The sequence below is a fragment of the Devosia sp. MC532 genome (assembly GCF_016461625.1).
In the GTDB taxonomy this organism is placed as follows: domain Bacteria; phylum Pseudomonadota; class Alphaproteobacteria; order Rhizobiales; family Devosiaceae; genus Devosia.
On record NZ_JAEMNZ010000005.1, the window covers coordinates 143,202 to 158,014 of the forward strand.

12 protein-coding genes and 1 tRNA gene are annotated in these 14,813 nt (G+C 57.8%); 7 read left to right on the forward strand and 6 right to left on the reverse strand.

Features of this window, described 5'->3' with window-relative positions:
* Positions 1 to 26: 26 nt before the first annotated feature.
* The 3 genes from JHC09_RS08370 (at position 27) to JHC09_RS08380 (ending at position 2,899) form a co-directional block, all read left to right on the forward strand.
* Entirely contained in the window at positions 27 to 755 is a 729-nt protein-coding gene (locus JHC09_RS08370; RefSeq protein ID WP_199531571.1) for an AzlC family ABC transporter permease, read from the forward strand.
* Entirely contained in the window at positions 739 to 1,047 is a 309-nt protein-coding gene (locus JHC09_RS08375) for an AzlD domain-containing protein (RefSeq protein WP_199531572.1), read from the forward strand. Before JHC09_RS08370 ends, JHC09_RS08375 begins: the two co-directional genes overlap by 17 nt.
* A 421-nt stretch (positions 1,048 to 1,468) precedes the next feature.
* Entirely contained in the window at positions 1,469 to 2,899 is a 1,431-nt protein-coding gene (locus tag JHC09_RS08380; protein ID WP_199531573.1) for a trypsin-like peptidase domain-containing protein, read from the forward strand.
* A gap of 215 nt (positions 2,900 to 3,114) precedes the next feature.
* Here the strand turns inward: JHC09_RS08380 and JHC09_RS08385 are convergent.
* From JHC09_RS08385 to JHC09_RS08395, 3 genes are all read right to left on the reverse strand, one after another.
* Positions 3,115 to 3,198, reverse strand: a tRNA-Leu gene (locus JHC09_RS08385).
* 97 nt (positions 3,199 to 3,295) lie between these two features.
* Positions 3,296 to 5,761: a penicillin-binding protein 1A gene (locus tag JHC09_RS08390; RefSeq protein ID WP_199531574.1), complete on the reverse strand. Its 2,466-nt coding sequence runs from the start codon at positions 5,759 to 5,761 to the stop codon at positions 3,296 to 3,298.
* 67 nt (positions 5,762 to 5,828) lie between these two features.
* Positions 5,829 to 6,932 carry an N-acetylmuramoyl-L-alanine amidase gene (locus tag JHC09_RS08395; RefSeq protein ID WP_199531575.1) on the reverse strand — a complete coding sequence of 368 codons (1,104 nt, stop codon included), beginning with the start codon at positions 6,930 to 6,932 and terminating at the stop codon, positions 5,829 to 5,831.
* Between the two features lie 672 nt (positions 6,933 to 7,604).
* Here JHC09_RS08395 and JHC09_RS08400 point away from each other — a divergent pair.
* Positions 7,605 to 10,310 (forward strand): ribonuclease E/G, encoded by a 2,706-nt coding sequence (locus JHC09_RS08400; protein WP_199531576.1) that lies wholly within the window; start codon positions 7,605 to 7,607, stop codon positions 10,308 to 10,310.
* 33 nt (positions 10,311 to 10,343) lie between these two features.
* On the opposite strand, the gene JHC09_RS08405 is transcribed toward JHC09_RS08400, so the two are convergent.
* The 3 genes from JHC09_RS08405 to JHC09_RS08415 form a co-directional block, all read right to left on the reverse strand.
* Positions 10,344 to 10,919, reverse strand: a complete 576-nt coding sequence (locus tag JHC09_RS08405) for a hypothetical protein (protein WP_199531577.1) — start codon at positions 10,917 to 10,919, stop codon at positions 10,344 to 10,346.
* A gap of 155 nt (positions 10,920 to 11,074) precedes the next feature.
* Positions 11,075 to 11,587 (reverse strand): GNAT family N-acetyltransferase, encoded by a 513-nt coding sequence (locus JHC09_RS08410; protein ID WP_199531578.1) that lies wholly within the window; start codon positions 11,585 to 11,587, stop codon positions 11,075 to 11,077.
* Positions 11,588 to 11,597: 10 nt separating this feature from the next.
* Positions 11,598 to 12,743, reverse strand: coding sequence for an aminotransferase class I/II-fold pyridoxal phosphate-dependent enzyme (locus JHC09_RS08415; RefSeq protein ID WP_248308937.1), 1,146 nt, complete (start codon positions 12,741 to 12,743; stop codon positions 11,598 to 11,600).
* A 152-nt stretch (positions 12,744 to 12,895) separates the two neighbouring features.
* On the opposite strand from JHC09_RS08415, the gene JHC09_RS08420 reads away from it, so the two are divergent.
* The 3 genes from JHC09_RS08420 to accB all read left to right on the forward strand — a co-directional run bounded on the left by JHC09_RS08420 (position 12,896) and on the right by accB (position 14,812).
* Positions 12,896 to 13,756 (forward strand): DsbA family protein, encoded by an 861-nt coding sequence (locus JHC09_RS08420; RefSeq protein WP_199531579.1) that lies wholly within the window; start codon positions 12,896 to 12,898, stop codon positions 13,754 to 13,756.
* A gap of 93 nt (positions 13,757 to 13,849) precedes the next feature.
* On the forward strand, positions 13,850 to 14,287 hold the full coding sequence (gene aroQ / locus JHC09_RS08425) for a type II 3-dehydroquinate dehydratase (protein WP_182395835.1): 438 nt from the start codon (positions 13,850 to 13,852) through the stop codon (positions 14,285 to 14,287).
* 33 nt (positions 14,288 to 14,320) lie between these two features.
* On the forward strand, positions 14,321 to 14,812 hold the full coding sequence (gene accB, locus JHC09_RS08430) for an acetyl-CoA carboxylase biotin carboxyl carrier protein (RefSeq protein WP_169193770.1): 492 nt from the start codon (positions 14,321 to 14,323) through the stop codon (positions 14,810 to 14,812).
* Position 14,813: the final 1 nt, after the last annotated feature.

Here is a 14,813-nt window from a genome sequence, read left to right on the forward strand (position 1 = left end):
CTGCGAGCGTGTTAGACGATTGCGGCATGGTTCACTCCTCTCCCACCAGCGATTCCATTCGCAATGAATTCTTGGCCGGGGCTCGCGCCTTCGTGCCCGTCGCCATTTCTGTTGCGGCCTATGGCCTGGTGTGGGGCGTTCTCGCCCGGTCAACCGGTCTCAGCGCCCTCGAAGTGGTTTTGATGAGCACCATGGTCTTTGCCGGTGCCTCACAGTTTCTCGCTTTGGAATTGTGGAGCACACCGGCCTCAACCCTGCCCATAGGGGCAATGGTGTTGGCAGCGCTGATCGTCAACCTGCGCTACCTACTGCTCACCGCCACCCTGCGCCCGCTCTACCCGCCCGCCCCTCTCGGCTTTAAAGCCTTGCAGATGTATCTCGTCACCGACGAGAACTGGGCAATGACAGTCTCGGCCATGGCCCATGGCAAGGGATCCGTCGCCTTCCTGCTGGGCGGCGGCACTTTGGCTTGGCTCTCGTGGATGCTGACCAATCTCATTGGCTATGGCCTCGGCTCAGCCATTGATGACCCAGCGCAATGGGGCCTCGACTTCGCCTTCACAGCGACCTTCCTCGCCCTGCTCCTTGGCATGTGGAAGGGCAAGGCCGACCTCATTCCATGGATCGTCGGGGCACTCGTCGCCATCATCGCGTCAAAACTGATCGATGGCAGCTGGCACATTCTCATTGGCGGCATCGCCGGTTCGCTCGCGGGCGCATTTTTTGAGGTGCGCAAGCATGCACATCTCCCCTGAAGCTTTCCTCGCCATCCTCGGCATGGCCTTTGTCACCATTGCGGTGAAAGTCTCGGGCCTGCTCCTAGCGGACCGCCTCCCCCGCGACGGTTTTGCAGCCGCCTGGCTGAAACATATTCCCGGTGCCGTTCTCGCCGCACTGGTCGCGCCTGCCCTCGTCACCGGTAGCCCCGCCGAACTGGTGGCGGCTGTTGCAACAGCGCTGGTTTTTATCGGCACAAAAAACCTGTTTGCCGCGATGGTTGCAGGGGTGGGCACGGTGTATTTGGTGAGGATGTGGATTGGGGCGTAACGCACGCGCCCTAGCATGCTGGTCCCCCTTTCTCCGGCCCGTCCCAGTGCAGCATCAAACCACCATCTGGCCACGAACTGGTCGGCAGTTTTTGCGCGCTCGGCAAGGCTGACCGACACGTCCAATCCGACGTATATTCACCGACAAGAACAATCGCACCGTCATGGAAGTCTGGCTGCGCTCCGGCTCGATCTAGTCCGACGCCGCCAAAGCGATCGTGCGCGGCAATGTGGCAGTGCTTGTCGAGGCATACGGAAACAGTGGCACTAGGCGGCCTATGCAGGGCGTGCTGCATAGGTAAGTGGAGCGGCCCAAAAACCTCCTCCCACGAAAACAACACCCTGCACAGATGATACTATACGAGCAACGACCACTTGATCTCTCAACCCCCCGCTGCAATTATTGCCATTAGGGGATCTCCATGCTCAAAATAAAATCTAAGCAAAGACTACGCGTCACACTAATAGCTATCGCTTCAGTTTTCACTGCGACTGCAGCTCTGGCAGATTTTGGGTTAAGCCAACGTTGGTTCAACCAGCATACGAGCGAAGATCGACGACTACTCCAATCTAATCTCATGCTAATTGGCCATTACAGTGGATTGGCGGATGGAGAGTTCGGCAGGTTCACATATCAAGCCCTATCAAACTTCCAGCGATCTTTAGGTGAGACGTCGTCTGGAGTTCTAAGTACAACACAACAAGATCGTCTGCTTGAAGACGCGGCAGCCATCTATCAGCAATTTGGATTTGACGAAGTTATTGACGTTCGGGGCGGCATGACCATGCTACTCCCCAAAACACTTCTTCCAGAAATCGGGGAAACGAAACGAGGGACGTCCTACTCCTCGTACGACCGCACAATTATAATGGAGACAATCAGCAAGTCTCATGCGGTTGAGCCATATCTCAGTCTATATGAGACCCTTTCCTCGGGACCGGGACGATCTATCAGCTACAAAACAATTGATAGTTCTAGGTTTGTCGTTTCTGGTAGCCGCGGCACGAAACGTTTCTACACCTACATCTACAATACACCAGGTGCGAGTGTTGGCTTCTCCATGGACTGGGAACCGCAAGTTAACGGAGTTGCAGCCATGGTCGCGACTTTCCTTGCGTCATACGCTCTACCCTTTGTTCCCGAAGAGTACGACGCAAAGAACGAGGACAGGCGCGGACAAAGCGCACCTCAATCCGCTGGCACACCGCCCCAGAATGCAGTGACTAGAGGGGCGTCATCCGGCAGCGGATTCTTTGTCGCCGAGCGAGGCGTCCTTGTCACTAACAACCATGTCATCGACCAGTGTGAAACGCTAACGGTAGCGGGATACGGCAGCGCACGGGTCATCACTAGCGACGAAGATCTTGATTTGGCCGTACTACAACTCGACAAAATCGTAGAGCATCCCGTCGCAGAGATCCGCTCAACACCAGGGGAATTAGGGGAAAGCGTCTTAGCGTTGGGCTTTCCACTATCAACCATAATGGATTCCACTCTCACTATCGGTACAGGTATTGTCTCAGCACAAAATGGCCTCGGCGGCGAACCGCGATGGTTTACCACCAACGTTGGCATTCAGCCCGGAAACTCTGGCGGTCCGCTGCTGGACGAATTTGGAAAGGTTATAGGCGTCGCCGTGGCCAAAATTAGCGATGAGGCACTATTGGAGGCGATGGGAACCACGGCCCCAAATGTAGGCTTTGCCATAAAAAGCGAAGTGCTTTCGGACTACCTCAGCATATTCCGGGTAAAGGCTCCGTCAGAATCCCCCGATATTGCTCTATCGCCCCGGCAACTGACTGAAATAGGACGCCAGTTCACCGTTCAGATCAACTGCGACAGCGCCGCCTAGTACGGCAGCGCATCTCACAGCAACCTAGAATTATCGCTATGTGCGGTAATGCAAGGCAACAAGCTACTCACCTCGCTGACGGCAAGTGTTTCAGGCACTTTGCTTATATAGAAAAATGCGCATCGCAATGTTAGATGCGCGACACCGTGTAGATCGCCACAAAACAGCCCGAACTATACGAGCGGTATTCAGCGTGCAGACATGTCAGGAAAAGATGGTGCCCCCCGCCGGACTCGAACCGGCACACCTCTCGATACTTGATTTTGAGTCAAGCGCGTCTACCATTCCGCCAGAGGGGCACGCTTAGGGTGTTACCGTAAGCCATTTTGCTACGCAACAGATTCTGTGCGTTTTTCCTGCGGTTCAACACCTACGCACAGATTTTATCCCCTCGCCTTACCAGCCGAACAAGGTGCGGCGCGGTTGCGGCTCAGGCTCGGGCTGGGGCGGGACGATGCCGCCGTTGTATTGCTGCTGCAGGATCTGATCGCGCACCAGCGCATCGTTAGCGGCGTGCCCCACGCCGATTACCGAGGTCATCAGATTCGGCCCCGTTCCGGGCTTAAAGGCTTCAGCAATGCCACTTTCGCCTTCATAGGCGGCTGTCCCGGTATCGGGATTGATGCGTACGCGATCCATACCGGTCGGCACGTTAAACGGCGTGGCAGGCTTGCCTTCCAAGGCATTCGCCATAAAGCCAGCGAAAACGGGAACGGCCATGCCCGCGCCCGAGCCAGCCGAGCCCATGGAGCGCGGCGTGTCATAGCCAATGTAGACGCCCACGGCCAATTCCGGCGTGAAACCAACGAACCAGGCGTCCTTGTAATCATTGGTGGTGCCGGTCTTGCCCGCTACTGGACGATTGAGCCGCGCGGCGGCCGTACCAGTACCGCGCTGTACGACGCCTTCCATCATCGACGTGATCTGATAGGCAGTCATCGGATCAAGAACCTGCTGACGGGTATCGATGATGCGGGGTTCGCCCTGCCCGTTCCACGCTTCGGCATTGCAGCCTTCACAAATCCGCTGATCGTGTCGGTAGACGGTTTTGCCGTAGCGATCCTGAATACGGTCGATGAGTGTCGGCTGAATTTTGCGACCACCATTGGCCATGGTGGCATAGGCCGAAGTCATGCGCATCGCCGTGGTTTCGCCCGCGCCCAAGGCCATGGAGAGCACTGGCTGCATGGTGTCGTAAACGCCGAATAGCTTGGCATAATCCGCAACCAGCGGCATGCCGATTTCACGCGCCAGACGCACTGTCATCACGTTTCGCGAGCGCTCGATACCGCGACGCAGGGTCTGCGGGCCATAGAACTGCTGGGAGGCGTTTTCAGGCCGCCATACGGACCCGTCTGCCATGCGCATTTCAATCGGCGCATCGAGGACGATGGAGGCCGGCGTATAGCCATTATCGAGCGCCGCTGCATAAACGATTGGCTTAAAGGAGGAGCCCGGCTGACGCAGGGCTTGGGTCGCGCGGTTGAACTCGCTTTCGGAGAAGGAGAAGCCACCCACCATGGCCTGAACACGGCCCGTGCGCGGATCCATCGCCACCAATGCGCCTTCAATTTCAGGCACTTGCTGAAGGGTATAGGAGCCAGACTTACCGGCGACCGGCGACACATAGATCACGTCACCAACCGCAAGAATGCTGTCGAGGCGCTTGGAGACCCAGCGCACGTCGCCGCCCGATAGTGTCCCGGTCAAACGGTCAACACCGGGCTTGCCGTCCGCGTCGCTTTCGGGACGCAGGCCAATTGTCAGCTCATTGCCATTGGCTTCCAGCACAACTGCGAGCTGCCATTCTGGCACGTCACTGAGTGGCTTAATGGCCGAGACCGCCAAGCCCCAGTCCTCGCTGAGATCAACCGAGGCCACAGGCTCGCGGAACCCGCGTTGCTGGTCAAATTGGATGAGGCCATCCATCAAGGCGCGACGCGCATATTCTTGCAGACGGGGCTCGAGCGTGGTGCGCACCGAGAGGCCACCACCATAAAGCTGGTCTTCGCCGTAGAGCTTGGCCAGCTCGCGGCGCACATCCTCGGTAAAATACTCAGCCGAATAGAGCTGGCTGCCTGAGGCGCGCGGAATAACGTTGAGCGCTTCTTCTTTGGCCTGTGCAGCCTCGGCGGGCGCGACATAGCCGTTTTCGACCATGCGATCGATCACCCAATTGCGGCGCTCAATAGCGGCCTGCGGGCGACGGAAGGGGTGGTAATTATTCGGGCCTTTGGGCAGTGCAGCGATGTATGCGGCTTCCGGCAGGGTTAGCTGATAGAGCGCCTTATCAAAATAATTGAGCGCTGCAGCGGCCACGCCATAGGAGTTCAAACCAAGGAAAATCTCGTTCAAGTAAAGCTCGAGGATTTTGTCCTTAGTGAAGGTGCTTTCGATACGAATAGCCAGCAAGGCTTCTTGCAGCTTGCGGTCCCACGTCTGTTCGGAAGTCAGAAGGAAATTCTTCGCCACCTGTTGGGTGATCGAAGAGCCACCACCCTGAATGGAGCTATTGCCATCCATACGCGCCAGAACGTTGTCACGCAGCGCACGGATAATGCCGTCGAGCGCTATGCCGTTGTGGCTGTAAAAATCTTTGTCTTCCGCCGAGAGGAAGGCTTCAATCAGCAGCGGCGGAACAGTTTCAATCGGCTGGAACAACCGGCGCTCGCGCGCATATTCAGCCAAGAGCGTACCGTCGGCCGCATGAACTCGCGTCGTTACCGGCGGCTGATAGTCCTTGAGGACAGTATAATCGGGCAGTTCGGCCGTCACAGTGGACAGATACACGGCCGCTGCGCCCACGCCACCGAGAGCGAGGAACATTCCAAAACCGAACAGCCAGCCGAGTAGACGAAACATCCCGTCAGACACTCCAAACGCGGATTACCCGCAAAACATTATCCCACACGCCCTGAGTCGGAAGACGTCACTGGGCCTCTTCATCCAAACTATCGAAATAGGTCGAAATTCCGCGCGCAATGGCTTCTGCGGTGCGATCGCGCCAGCTCGATTGCGTTAGGTTGGTTACGTCTGCGGGGTTGGACATATAACCCAATTCCACCAATACCGAAGGCACATCCGGGGCTTGCAACACAAAGAAGTCCGCCTGTCGCACAGGAAAACGTCGCAGTTGCACGCTTGGCTCCAGCGAATGCACGATGGCCTGTGCCGCCGCAAAGGACTGCGCCCGCATTTCGCGGCGCATCAGGTCGACCAGAATGTCCACCACCTCCGGCGCCATCACCTGAGGCATGACAAAGCCCGCGATCACATCAGACGTGTTTTCATTGTCGGCGAGAACTTTGTCGAGAATGTCGGTCGCCCGCTCGTCGCGCGTGTAGATGCTCGCGCCGCGAATTTCGGGCTGCTGGAAACTATCGGCGTGGATCGAAACGAAGAGATCAGCCTTGTTGGCGCGCGCTAGGGCAACGCGCTCTTCGAGGCGCAAATAGCTGTCGTCCTGACGCGTAAGCGCCACGTCAAAGCGTCCCGATTGCACCAGCAATTCTTGCAGCTTGAGCGAAAACGCCAGGACAATGTCCTTTTCGCGGAAGCCGCCCGGGGCTTCGGCGCCGCTATCAATACCACCATGACCGGGGTCAATGACCACCAGGGGGCGCGTGGCGATGGGCAGCTCGGAGCCGCCCGCGGGTGTCGATTCGCTGGTCGCCGCGGAGATTTGCTTATCGCGCGCCACATTGGCGGCGAACTCTTCGGGTGTCGCAGGAATGATGTCGACGACTAGGCGAGCGGGTTGTCCGTCATAGGGTTCAAGGACATAAGCCTGCTGCACCTGTGCCGGAGCCGAGAGACTCAGCACTGTGCGAACACGGTCGCCTGCCGCCTGTTCAATGGCGAAACGGGTGACAAAACCCTCGCCCGCAGGCTCCCCTTCGGTCTCTTGAACCGTGAAGGTCCGTGCCCGTACGTCCACGGCCAAGCGATTAGGTTCATCGAGAGAAACGAATGCGAATTCGGTCTTTGCAGCCAGATCAATCACAAGGCGCGCCCGCTCGGGCGTGATCGTCACTCGTGCATCTATGACGTTTGGTAAGGCAGCACTTTGCGCCAAAGCAGGCCCGCACAGCCCACCCAAAACGACGATCAAACCTATGACACGCTTAAAAATAGCTCTGGTCAAAACTGGACCTTGCCTCGCACTGATTTGACACCCAAATGCACCGCGCTTGCGGCGATTCTTCGGCATAGAACGAGCCTTATGCGATGATTTGTTCGCTGCGCCAACCGATGCCCATGACAATGCCATGACGGAAGGGCGTTTCGACTTTCTTGTTGCTAATCGGTCCCAACTTTCTTACACGCTAAGGATGAAAGCGCGCGTGTTTCGCGACTAGTTCTGAGTGCCCTAGCACTCTCTGTGGTCGGAGACGGACGTTGCGGTTGCGCTTTCAGTTGAAGAATTTCGGCTTGTACCAATAGCCGGACGGCCTGCTGCACTGACGTAGCGGCCTAACAGGAAGAGGTCATATGGCCCTCAGGCGAGAACAGCGCGACGCGATCGAAGAAGTCGATTGCCGTCCCCTTTCGCCCAGTGAGCCAGCCTTTGCCATCAATACAACTGCGCCGAACGTGAGAGGTTCGCGCATTACCAAACTCAACCCATTCGCCCCGCAACGCGCTACATGCAGACAGCCTATCTCACGGCGTGTCTCTGTCGGCGCGCGGGTGCGCGGAGCTTATTATGGCGACCAAGAGAATGCTGGTGGATGCCATCCACCCCGAAGAAACCCGGATTGTAGTCACTGAGGGAAACCGTCTCGAAGAGTTCGATTTCGAATCGGCAACCCGCCGCCAGCTGCGCGGCAATATTTATCTAGCCAAGGTTACTCGGGTTGAACCCAGCCTGCAGGCAGCCTTTGTTGAATATGGTGGCAATCGCCACGGCTTCCTCGCGTTCAGCGAAATCCACCCCGATTACTACCAGATCCCGGTAGCCGATCGCGAAGCCCTGCTGCTCGATGAAGAGACCAGCGAAGACGAACACGTCGAAGAAGCCGCGCCAGCGGCTGAAGCTGTTTCTGAAACAGAAACCTCGGCTGAAGCCGACGCAGACTCCGAAGGCGATGCCAGCCACATTGAGCAGGCCCCAGCCAACACTGAGCCAGTCGAGTCCATCGGCGGCGCAGACGCGCTTGAAGAAGTGCCAGAGCGTCGTCGCTCCAGCCATCAGCGCCGTCATCAGTATAAGATTCAAGAAGTTATCAAGCGCCGCCAGGTCATGCTGGTTCAGGTGGTCAAAGAAGAGCGCGGCAATAAGGGCGCTGCTCTCACCACCTACCTCTCGCTTGCTGGCCGTTATTCGGTGCTGATGCCAAACACCGCCCGTGGTGGTGGTATTTCGCGCAAGATTACCAACGCTGCTGACCGCAAGCGCCTCAAGGAGATCACCTCCGATCTCGAGGTGCCACAGGGCATGGGCGTCATCCTTCGCACAGCCGGTGCTTCGCGCACCAAGGCTGAAGTGAAGCGCGACTTTGAATATTTGATGCGCCTGTGGGAAAGCGTCCGCACGCTGACCCTAGAGAGCGAAGCGCCATGCCTCGTGTACGAAGAAGGTTCGCTGATCAAGCGTACCATTCGTGACCTCTATAACAAGGAGATCGATGAAGTTCTCGTGGCCGGCGACGCTGCCTTCCGCGAAGCCAAGGACTTCATGGCAATGATCATGCCGAGCCACGCTAAGAACGTGATGCTCTACAAGGATGATCAGCCGCTGTTCTCCAAGTACGGCGTTGAAGCCCAGCTCGACCAGATGTTCTCTCCGGTCGTCACCCTGCCCTCCGGCGGCTACATCGTTATCAACCCGACCGAAGCGCTCGTCTCCATCGACGTGAACTCGGGTCGTTCGACCAAAGAGCACAACATCGAAGACACCGCTCTCCAGACCAATCTGGAAGCCTCCGACGAAGTGGCGCGCCAGCTGCGTCTGCGCGACCTTGCCGGTCTCATCGTTATCGACTTTATCGATATGATGGAAAACCGCTCGAACCGTGCTGTTGAGCGCCGTCTTAAGGACGCCCTCAAGGACGATCGCGCGCGCATTCAGGTTGGCCGCATTTCGCACTTTGGCCTCATGGAAATGAGCCGTCAGCGCATCCGCTTTGGTGTTGTTGAAAGCTCGACCCACAAGTGCCCAATCTGCGATGGCACGGGTCTGGTTCGTTCGACCGAAAGCCTAGCGCTGATGATCATGCGCCACATTGAAGAACACGTCATGCGCAAGCCTGGCCAGTCGATCAATGTCCGCGTTCCGGTCGAAGTCGCTCTCTACATTCTGAACTACAAGCGTGACACACTCACGCTGCTGGAAGCCCGCAACAATCTCTCCATCACCATTACGGCTGATGGCAAGATGACCGGCCACCAGTTCGCCATCGAAAAGGGCGAAACCCGCGTCGCGTCCTATGTCGATCAGCGCGCAGCAGCGCACGTGCGTGTCGACAGCGCCGTCATCGAAGACGCAGCGGACGAAGACGTCGCCGAAGCTGAAAGCGACGACGAAGAAGAAGAAACCCCGGCCAAGGCTGCCGACACCGAAGAAGGCGAAGGCAATAATCGCCGCCGTCGTCGTCGCCGCCGTCGCGGTGAACGTGGCGAACGCAATGGCGACAGCAATCCTGCGGCGCAACAGGTTGCGGCCAATGACGATGGTGAAGAAAGCGAAGATGCTGACGCATCGGAAGCGACACCATCTGAAGCGGACGCAGCCGATGACGCGGATAGCGAAACCCGCCGCCGCCGTCGCCGTGGCCGCCGTGGTGGTCGCCGCAACCGTCGTGACGGTGAAGCTGAAGCCGCACAGGCCATCGGCGAAGCTGTTGCTGCAGAAGTGAGCACGGTTGAAGCTGACATCGCACCAGAAGCAGATACCGCTTCTGAACCGACGCCAGTCCTCGAAGTCGCTGCCTCAGCACCACACGCTGAACCTGCGACGCCTGCTGCTAGCGAAGCTCAGGCAAAGCCAAAGCGCACGCGCCGCAAGAAGGTCACGGAAACCGAAGAGTCTGCACCAGCAGAAACCACTCCGGTCGATGCGACCCCAGCTGAGACAGCCGCTCCGGCCGCCGCCGAAGCAGAACCGGCTGAAAAGCCAAAGCGCAAATCTCGTGCGCGCAAGCCAAAGGCCGACGCCGCTGATGCTGCGCCAGCAGCCGATGCGAGCGCAGTCGAGGCCGCGCCCGTTGTCGCCGCGTCCGCTGCAGAAGCCCCAGCGGACTCTGACAAGCCGAAGCGCAAGCCACGCGTGAAGAAGGAACTGCCGCCAGAAGGTCTGGTTGTCACTTCGTCCGCGCCTTCTGAGGCAGCAGCGCCAGAAGTTGAGAACGCCGAAGCGCCCGGCGAAAAGAAGAAGGTCGGTTGGTGGCAGCGCCGCCTAGGCCTGAACTAAAACATAAAGGGCGGTCTTCGGACCGCCCTTTCTTTATGCCCTTTGCCCAATTGGTGCGGCGGATAAAAAGACTTCGCGCCGGACGACCGCTATCCCCTCTTTCACAGAGCGATGGATCGTAAGCCGGCTATGGTCGAAATTCCCCTGCCGCCGCCCGGAGTACTGGTGCCCACTGGGCTCCATACGGCGCCGGTCCGGGCCGAGATAATTGGCCGTTTCGATATAGAGCTGATCATTGCCAATCTGCGAGGTTAGACGCGACTGCAGAATGTGCTGATTTTCCGGCAAGCTAATGACATCGTCAAAACCCATTTCGATATGGGCGAGGACGTCTTCGCTCGGGCCGTCGGGAAGGAAGGTGATGATGGGGGCAAAGCGGACCTGGTCCAAGCTTGATACCCGCAATTGCGCCAAGAGGCGCTGTTTAGCCGCGACGCTAATGTTGTAGTGAACAAGGAAGAAGACCACCAAGGGCTCATCATCAGAGCCGCCATCGACAGTGTCGTGGGAAACAACTTGGCCGAAGCCCATCTTCCGCGCCAATTGCATAAGCTCGACGCGACCGTGGGCTTCATTGGCCACAATGATCGCCTTACAGTTTCCCAGCATCGTCGGCACCACTTGTAGCACTTTGGCTAGATCCAATGGGCTGTCGCAGATCCGATAGAGAAAGACTGTTGCGCTAAAAAAGTTCCAATCTCGCTAAAGCACGTGAGGAGGCTCAGCCCGCCAGAATGTCGAAACATTCAGCGAGCTGTTTCAATTTAGGCTGTAAGTCCTTGATTATAATGGCGATAAACAACGTCCTCAGGATCTTGCCTTACGCAGTTATCGTCACGCACCGCCCCCATGCGCTCGACGAGCTTAATCGAGCCCGCATTGCGGTCATCGATATAGCTTACGAGGTCCGGCAGCTTGAGGGCATCAAAGGCCCAAGAGCGGAACGCCAGCGCCGCCTCAAAGGCATAGCCCTGCCCCTCGTGCCCGTCGTAAAGCATCCAGCCGAGCTCTTTTTCCGGATAAAACGGACCGGCATTGATGCCCAACTCGCCGATGCATTGGCCGGTGGATTTGAGCTCGATCATCAACGAGCCATGCCCATACATCTGCCACAGCGCTAGGCCGTGACAGAACATGCCCCAGGCAGCCTTCTTGTCGAATGGTCCGCCCATGAACTCGGCTCGCTCAGACGCCATCAACTCGGCATAGGCCGCAAAATCCTCGGCCCGCGGCTCCCGCAGGATCAGTCGTTCTGTTTCGATTGTGGGTATAGCCACGCGCCCCTCCTCACTTCAAATAGGTCCGCATCCGCACAAGTGCCTCCTCGACACTGGCGCGGGTGCCAGCAAAGCTGAACCGAACGAAGCGATTGCCGTCGACACGGTCAAAATCGATCCCCGGCGTTGCCGCAACACCAATGGCGTCGAGCATTTTCTCGCAGAATTCCAGCGAGTTATTGGAGAATTTCTCAATGCCCGCATAAGCGTAAAACGCGCCGTCGCTGTCATGCGGCAGCGAGAAGCCGATCTCGCGGAGCCCATTGAACAGAACATCGCGCGTTGCCGCATAACCCGCCTTCTGCTCTTCGGAATAGTCGACTTCGCCAAGGGCGACGGTTGCCGCAATCTGGCTGAGGGTCGGCGCGGAAATGAAGAGGTTTTGCTGCAAAATTTCAGCGCGACGCACGAGCGCCTCGGGCATGACCATCCAGCCAATGCGCCAACCCGTCATGCAATAGTATTTTGAGAAGCTATTGATAATAATGGCGTTCTGCGTGAGTTCCAAGGCGCTAACGCTTGGCCCGGTGTAGTCGAGGCCGTGGTAGATCTCATCGGAGATCAGGGTAACGCCCAGCTTTTCGCAGGTGGCGATGATTTCGGCCAATTGCTCACGCGACACGGATGCGCCGGTCGGATTGGCCGGGCTGGCAAACAGCAGACCGTCAAATTTTTCGCGCGCATAGGCGGCCTCAATATCCGCACCAGTCAACCGCCAGCCGTTCTCGGCTGTGAGCGGGATTTCGGCTATACCGAAGCCCAAGCCAAACAAGGTATTGATATAGGCCGGATAGCCGGGACGGGTGATGGCAATGCGTGCGCCGGGCTTGAAGGCCGTGTGGAAGGCCAGAATAAAACCTGCCGAAGAGCCCATGGTCGCCAGGATCAGTTCAGGATCAACTGCGACGCCGTGATTGCGCTGGTAATAGGCGGCAAGCCCTTCGCGCAGCTCAAGCAAGCCCTTAGCATTGGTATAGCCCTGCGGATTTTCGACGGCCTTGGCCACAGCCGCGCGCACGGCTGGCGCAGGGGCCGATCCCGGTTCGCCAACTTCCAAATGGCAGACTGTGCGTCCCTGCCCTTCAAGCAGCTTGGCCTGCTTGAGAATATCCATGGCGAAGAACGGCATTAGCCCGTCAGCAGCAGTCGAAGTCATGAGGCCTCCAGAAATTACACTGGTGCTAGCCCGCCCCGAACACCGCTTCAACCGAAATGATCGACTTGACCTTCACTTCGCCATCATGGGTACGCATCACCATACTCCTCTGCTAAAAGCAGTGAACTGAATCAGCGCCCTGAGGAACATCCATGGCTAGGACGACGATTACTCTCACCGCTCTCGCTGGTGTTTTGGCTGGAGCCTTGGGCTGGGCCGTCATTGATCGTCCCGCTGCGGCTCTTCCAGAGGCCGAGCTGCGCGCCGTGGTCGAGAGTGTTGTCACCGCCAAGCTGGCCGACGCCCTGCCCGCGCCACAAGTTCTCTCGCCGCCGCCGCTCGACGCCAGTTTCCTCAATCCGATGATTGAAGATTATCTGATGCAAAACCCCACGGTTCTGCGCCGCATGGTGGCGAATTTGGAAGCCACTGAGCGTACCGAGGCCATGGCCAAGGCCGAAGAAGGGCTCGCGGCCAATGCGGACCTTATCTACAACGCCCCCAATCAAGTGGTGCTCGGCAATCCCGATGGCGACGTCACGCTGGTCGAGTTCTTCGACTACAATTGCGGCTACTGCCGCAAGGCCATGCCTGACCTCGTGACGCTGATGGCCGAAGATCCCAATTTGCGCGTCATCCTCAAAGAGCTTCCAATCCTTTCGGACGATTCCGTCGATGCGGCCCGTATTGGCGTTCTCGTTGCCGAGTCGGATGCCGACTACTGGACCTTCCACGAGGCGCTCTACACTGCCCGCGGTAAAGTGACCAAAGATACGGCCATTGCCGCAGCCCGTGGCCTTGGCCTGTCGCCCGTCGACCTCGAACTTCGCATGAAGGACGAGAGCGTCGCCACAGTCCTGCAGGATTCCTATAAGGTTGCCCAAGCATTGGGTATTTCGGGAACACCTGCTTATATCATCGGCAATGAAATCATCCCTGGCGCCATAGGCGTCGATGCATTGCGGGAACGAATTGCAAACATGCGCGAATGCGGTAAGGCACAGTGTGTTTAAAACCGGCCAACGCCGTTTTCCTTGGCGTTTTCGGTGCATTTCGTATAACCGCCCTTGCAGCGACTATGAATGGCAATGCACAAGACTAAGATCATGACGAAACGCGTTCTTGTCCTCAATGGCCCGAACCTCAACCTGCTCGGCACGCGCGAGCCGGGGACCTATGGCTCGGAAACTCTCAAAGACATTGAGAACCTTTGTCTCGCGACTGCAAAAGACGCGGGCATAGCTATCGATTTTCGTCAGTCTAACCACGAAGGTGAGCTGGTCACCTGGATTCAAGATGCCCGGAAAACGGCCGACGGCATTTTGATAAACCCAGCCGCTTATTCCCACACCTCAGTCGCCATCCACGATGCCTTACGCGCCGTGGCCCTTCCGGTGGCTGAAGTTCACTTGAGCAATATCCATCAGCGCGAAAGTTTCCGACATCATTCCTATGTGTCGTCGGTGGCTTTCGGCGTTATTTGCGGCTTTGGCGCACTTGGATATAAACTGGCCCTCATGGCCTTGGCCGACAAACTCAAATAACGCTTCAACGCGAGAAGCGGGAGACCGACAAGAATGACCAAGTCATCGTCAGTGGATCAGGATCTGATCCGCGCCATCGCCGAACTCCTCAACAAGGAAAACCTTGCTGAGATCGAAATCGAACAGGACGAAATGCGCATCCGCGTAACCCGTTCCTATCCGAACGAAGCTCCCGTCTATGCTCAGGCGCCGATCCAGTACGCAGCGCCAGCTCCGGCCGCTGCTGCACCGGCAGCGCCTGCTGGCTCCGTCCCAGCCGCTGCGCCGAAGGCAGAAGATCTGGCATCGAACCCAGGTACGCTGACCTCGCCAATGGTTGGCACTGCTTACTTGGCTCCAGAGCCAGGCAAGCCAGCATTCGCTGCTATCGGCACCAAGGTTTCTGAAGGTCAGACCGTCCTCATCATCGAAGCGATGAAGACCATGAACCAGATCCCAGCACACCGCTCCGGCACCATCACCCGCATTCTGGTCGAGGATGCTCAGCCCGTTGAATATGGCGAGCCGCTCGTCGTCATCGAGTAAG

What these genes read in the sequence shown, in the direction of transcription:
- JHC09_RS08405 (WP_199531577.1), bottom strand. Translation starts at nt 10,919, where the DNA reads ATGCTGGGAAACTGTAAGGCGATCATTGTGGCCAATGAAGCCCACGGT.
- JHC09_RS08375 (WP_199531572.1), top strand. Translation starts at nt 739, where the DNA reads ATGCACATCTCCCCTGAAGCTTTCCTCGCCATCCTCGGCATGGCCTTT.
- JHC09_RS08415 (WP_248308937.1), bottom strand. Translation starts at nt 12,743, where the DNA reads ATGACTTCGACTGCTGCTGACGGGCTAATGCCGTTCTTCGCCATGGAT.
- JHC09_RS08370 (WP_199531571.1), top strand. Translation starts at nt 27, where the DNA reads ATGGTTCACTCCTCTCCCACCAGCGATTCCATTCGCAATGAATTCTTG.
- JHC09_RS08400 (WP_199531576.1), top strand. Translation starts at nt 7,605, where the DNA reads ATGGCGACCAAGAGAATGCTGGTGGATGCCATCCACCCCGAAGAAACC.
- JHC09_RS08420 (WP_199531579.1), top strand. Translation starts at nt 12,896, where the DNA reads ATGGCTAGGACGACGATTACTCTCACCGCTCTCGCTGGTGTTTTGGCT.
- aroQ (WP_182395835.1), top strand. Translation starts at nt 13,850, where the DNA reads ATGACGAAACGCGTTCTTGTCCTCAATGGCCCGAACCTCAACCTGCTC.
- JHC09_RS08380 (WP_199531573.1), top strand. Translation starts at nt 1,469, where the DNA reads ATGCTCAAAATAAAATCTAAGCAAAGACTACGCGTCACACTAATAGCT.
- accB (WP_169193770.1), top strand. Translation starts at nt 14,321, where the DNA reads ATGACCAAGTCATCGTCAGTGGATCAGGATCTGATCCGCGCCATCGCC.
- JHC09_RS08390 (WP_199531574.1), bottom strand. Translation starts at nt 5,761, where the DNA reads ATGTTTCGTCTACTCGGCTGGCTGTTCGGTTTTGGAATGTTCCTCGCT.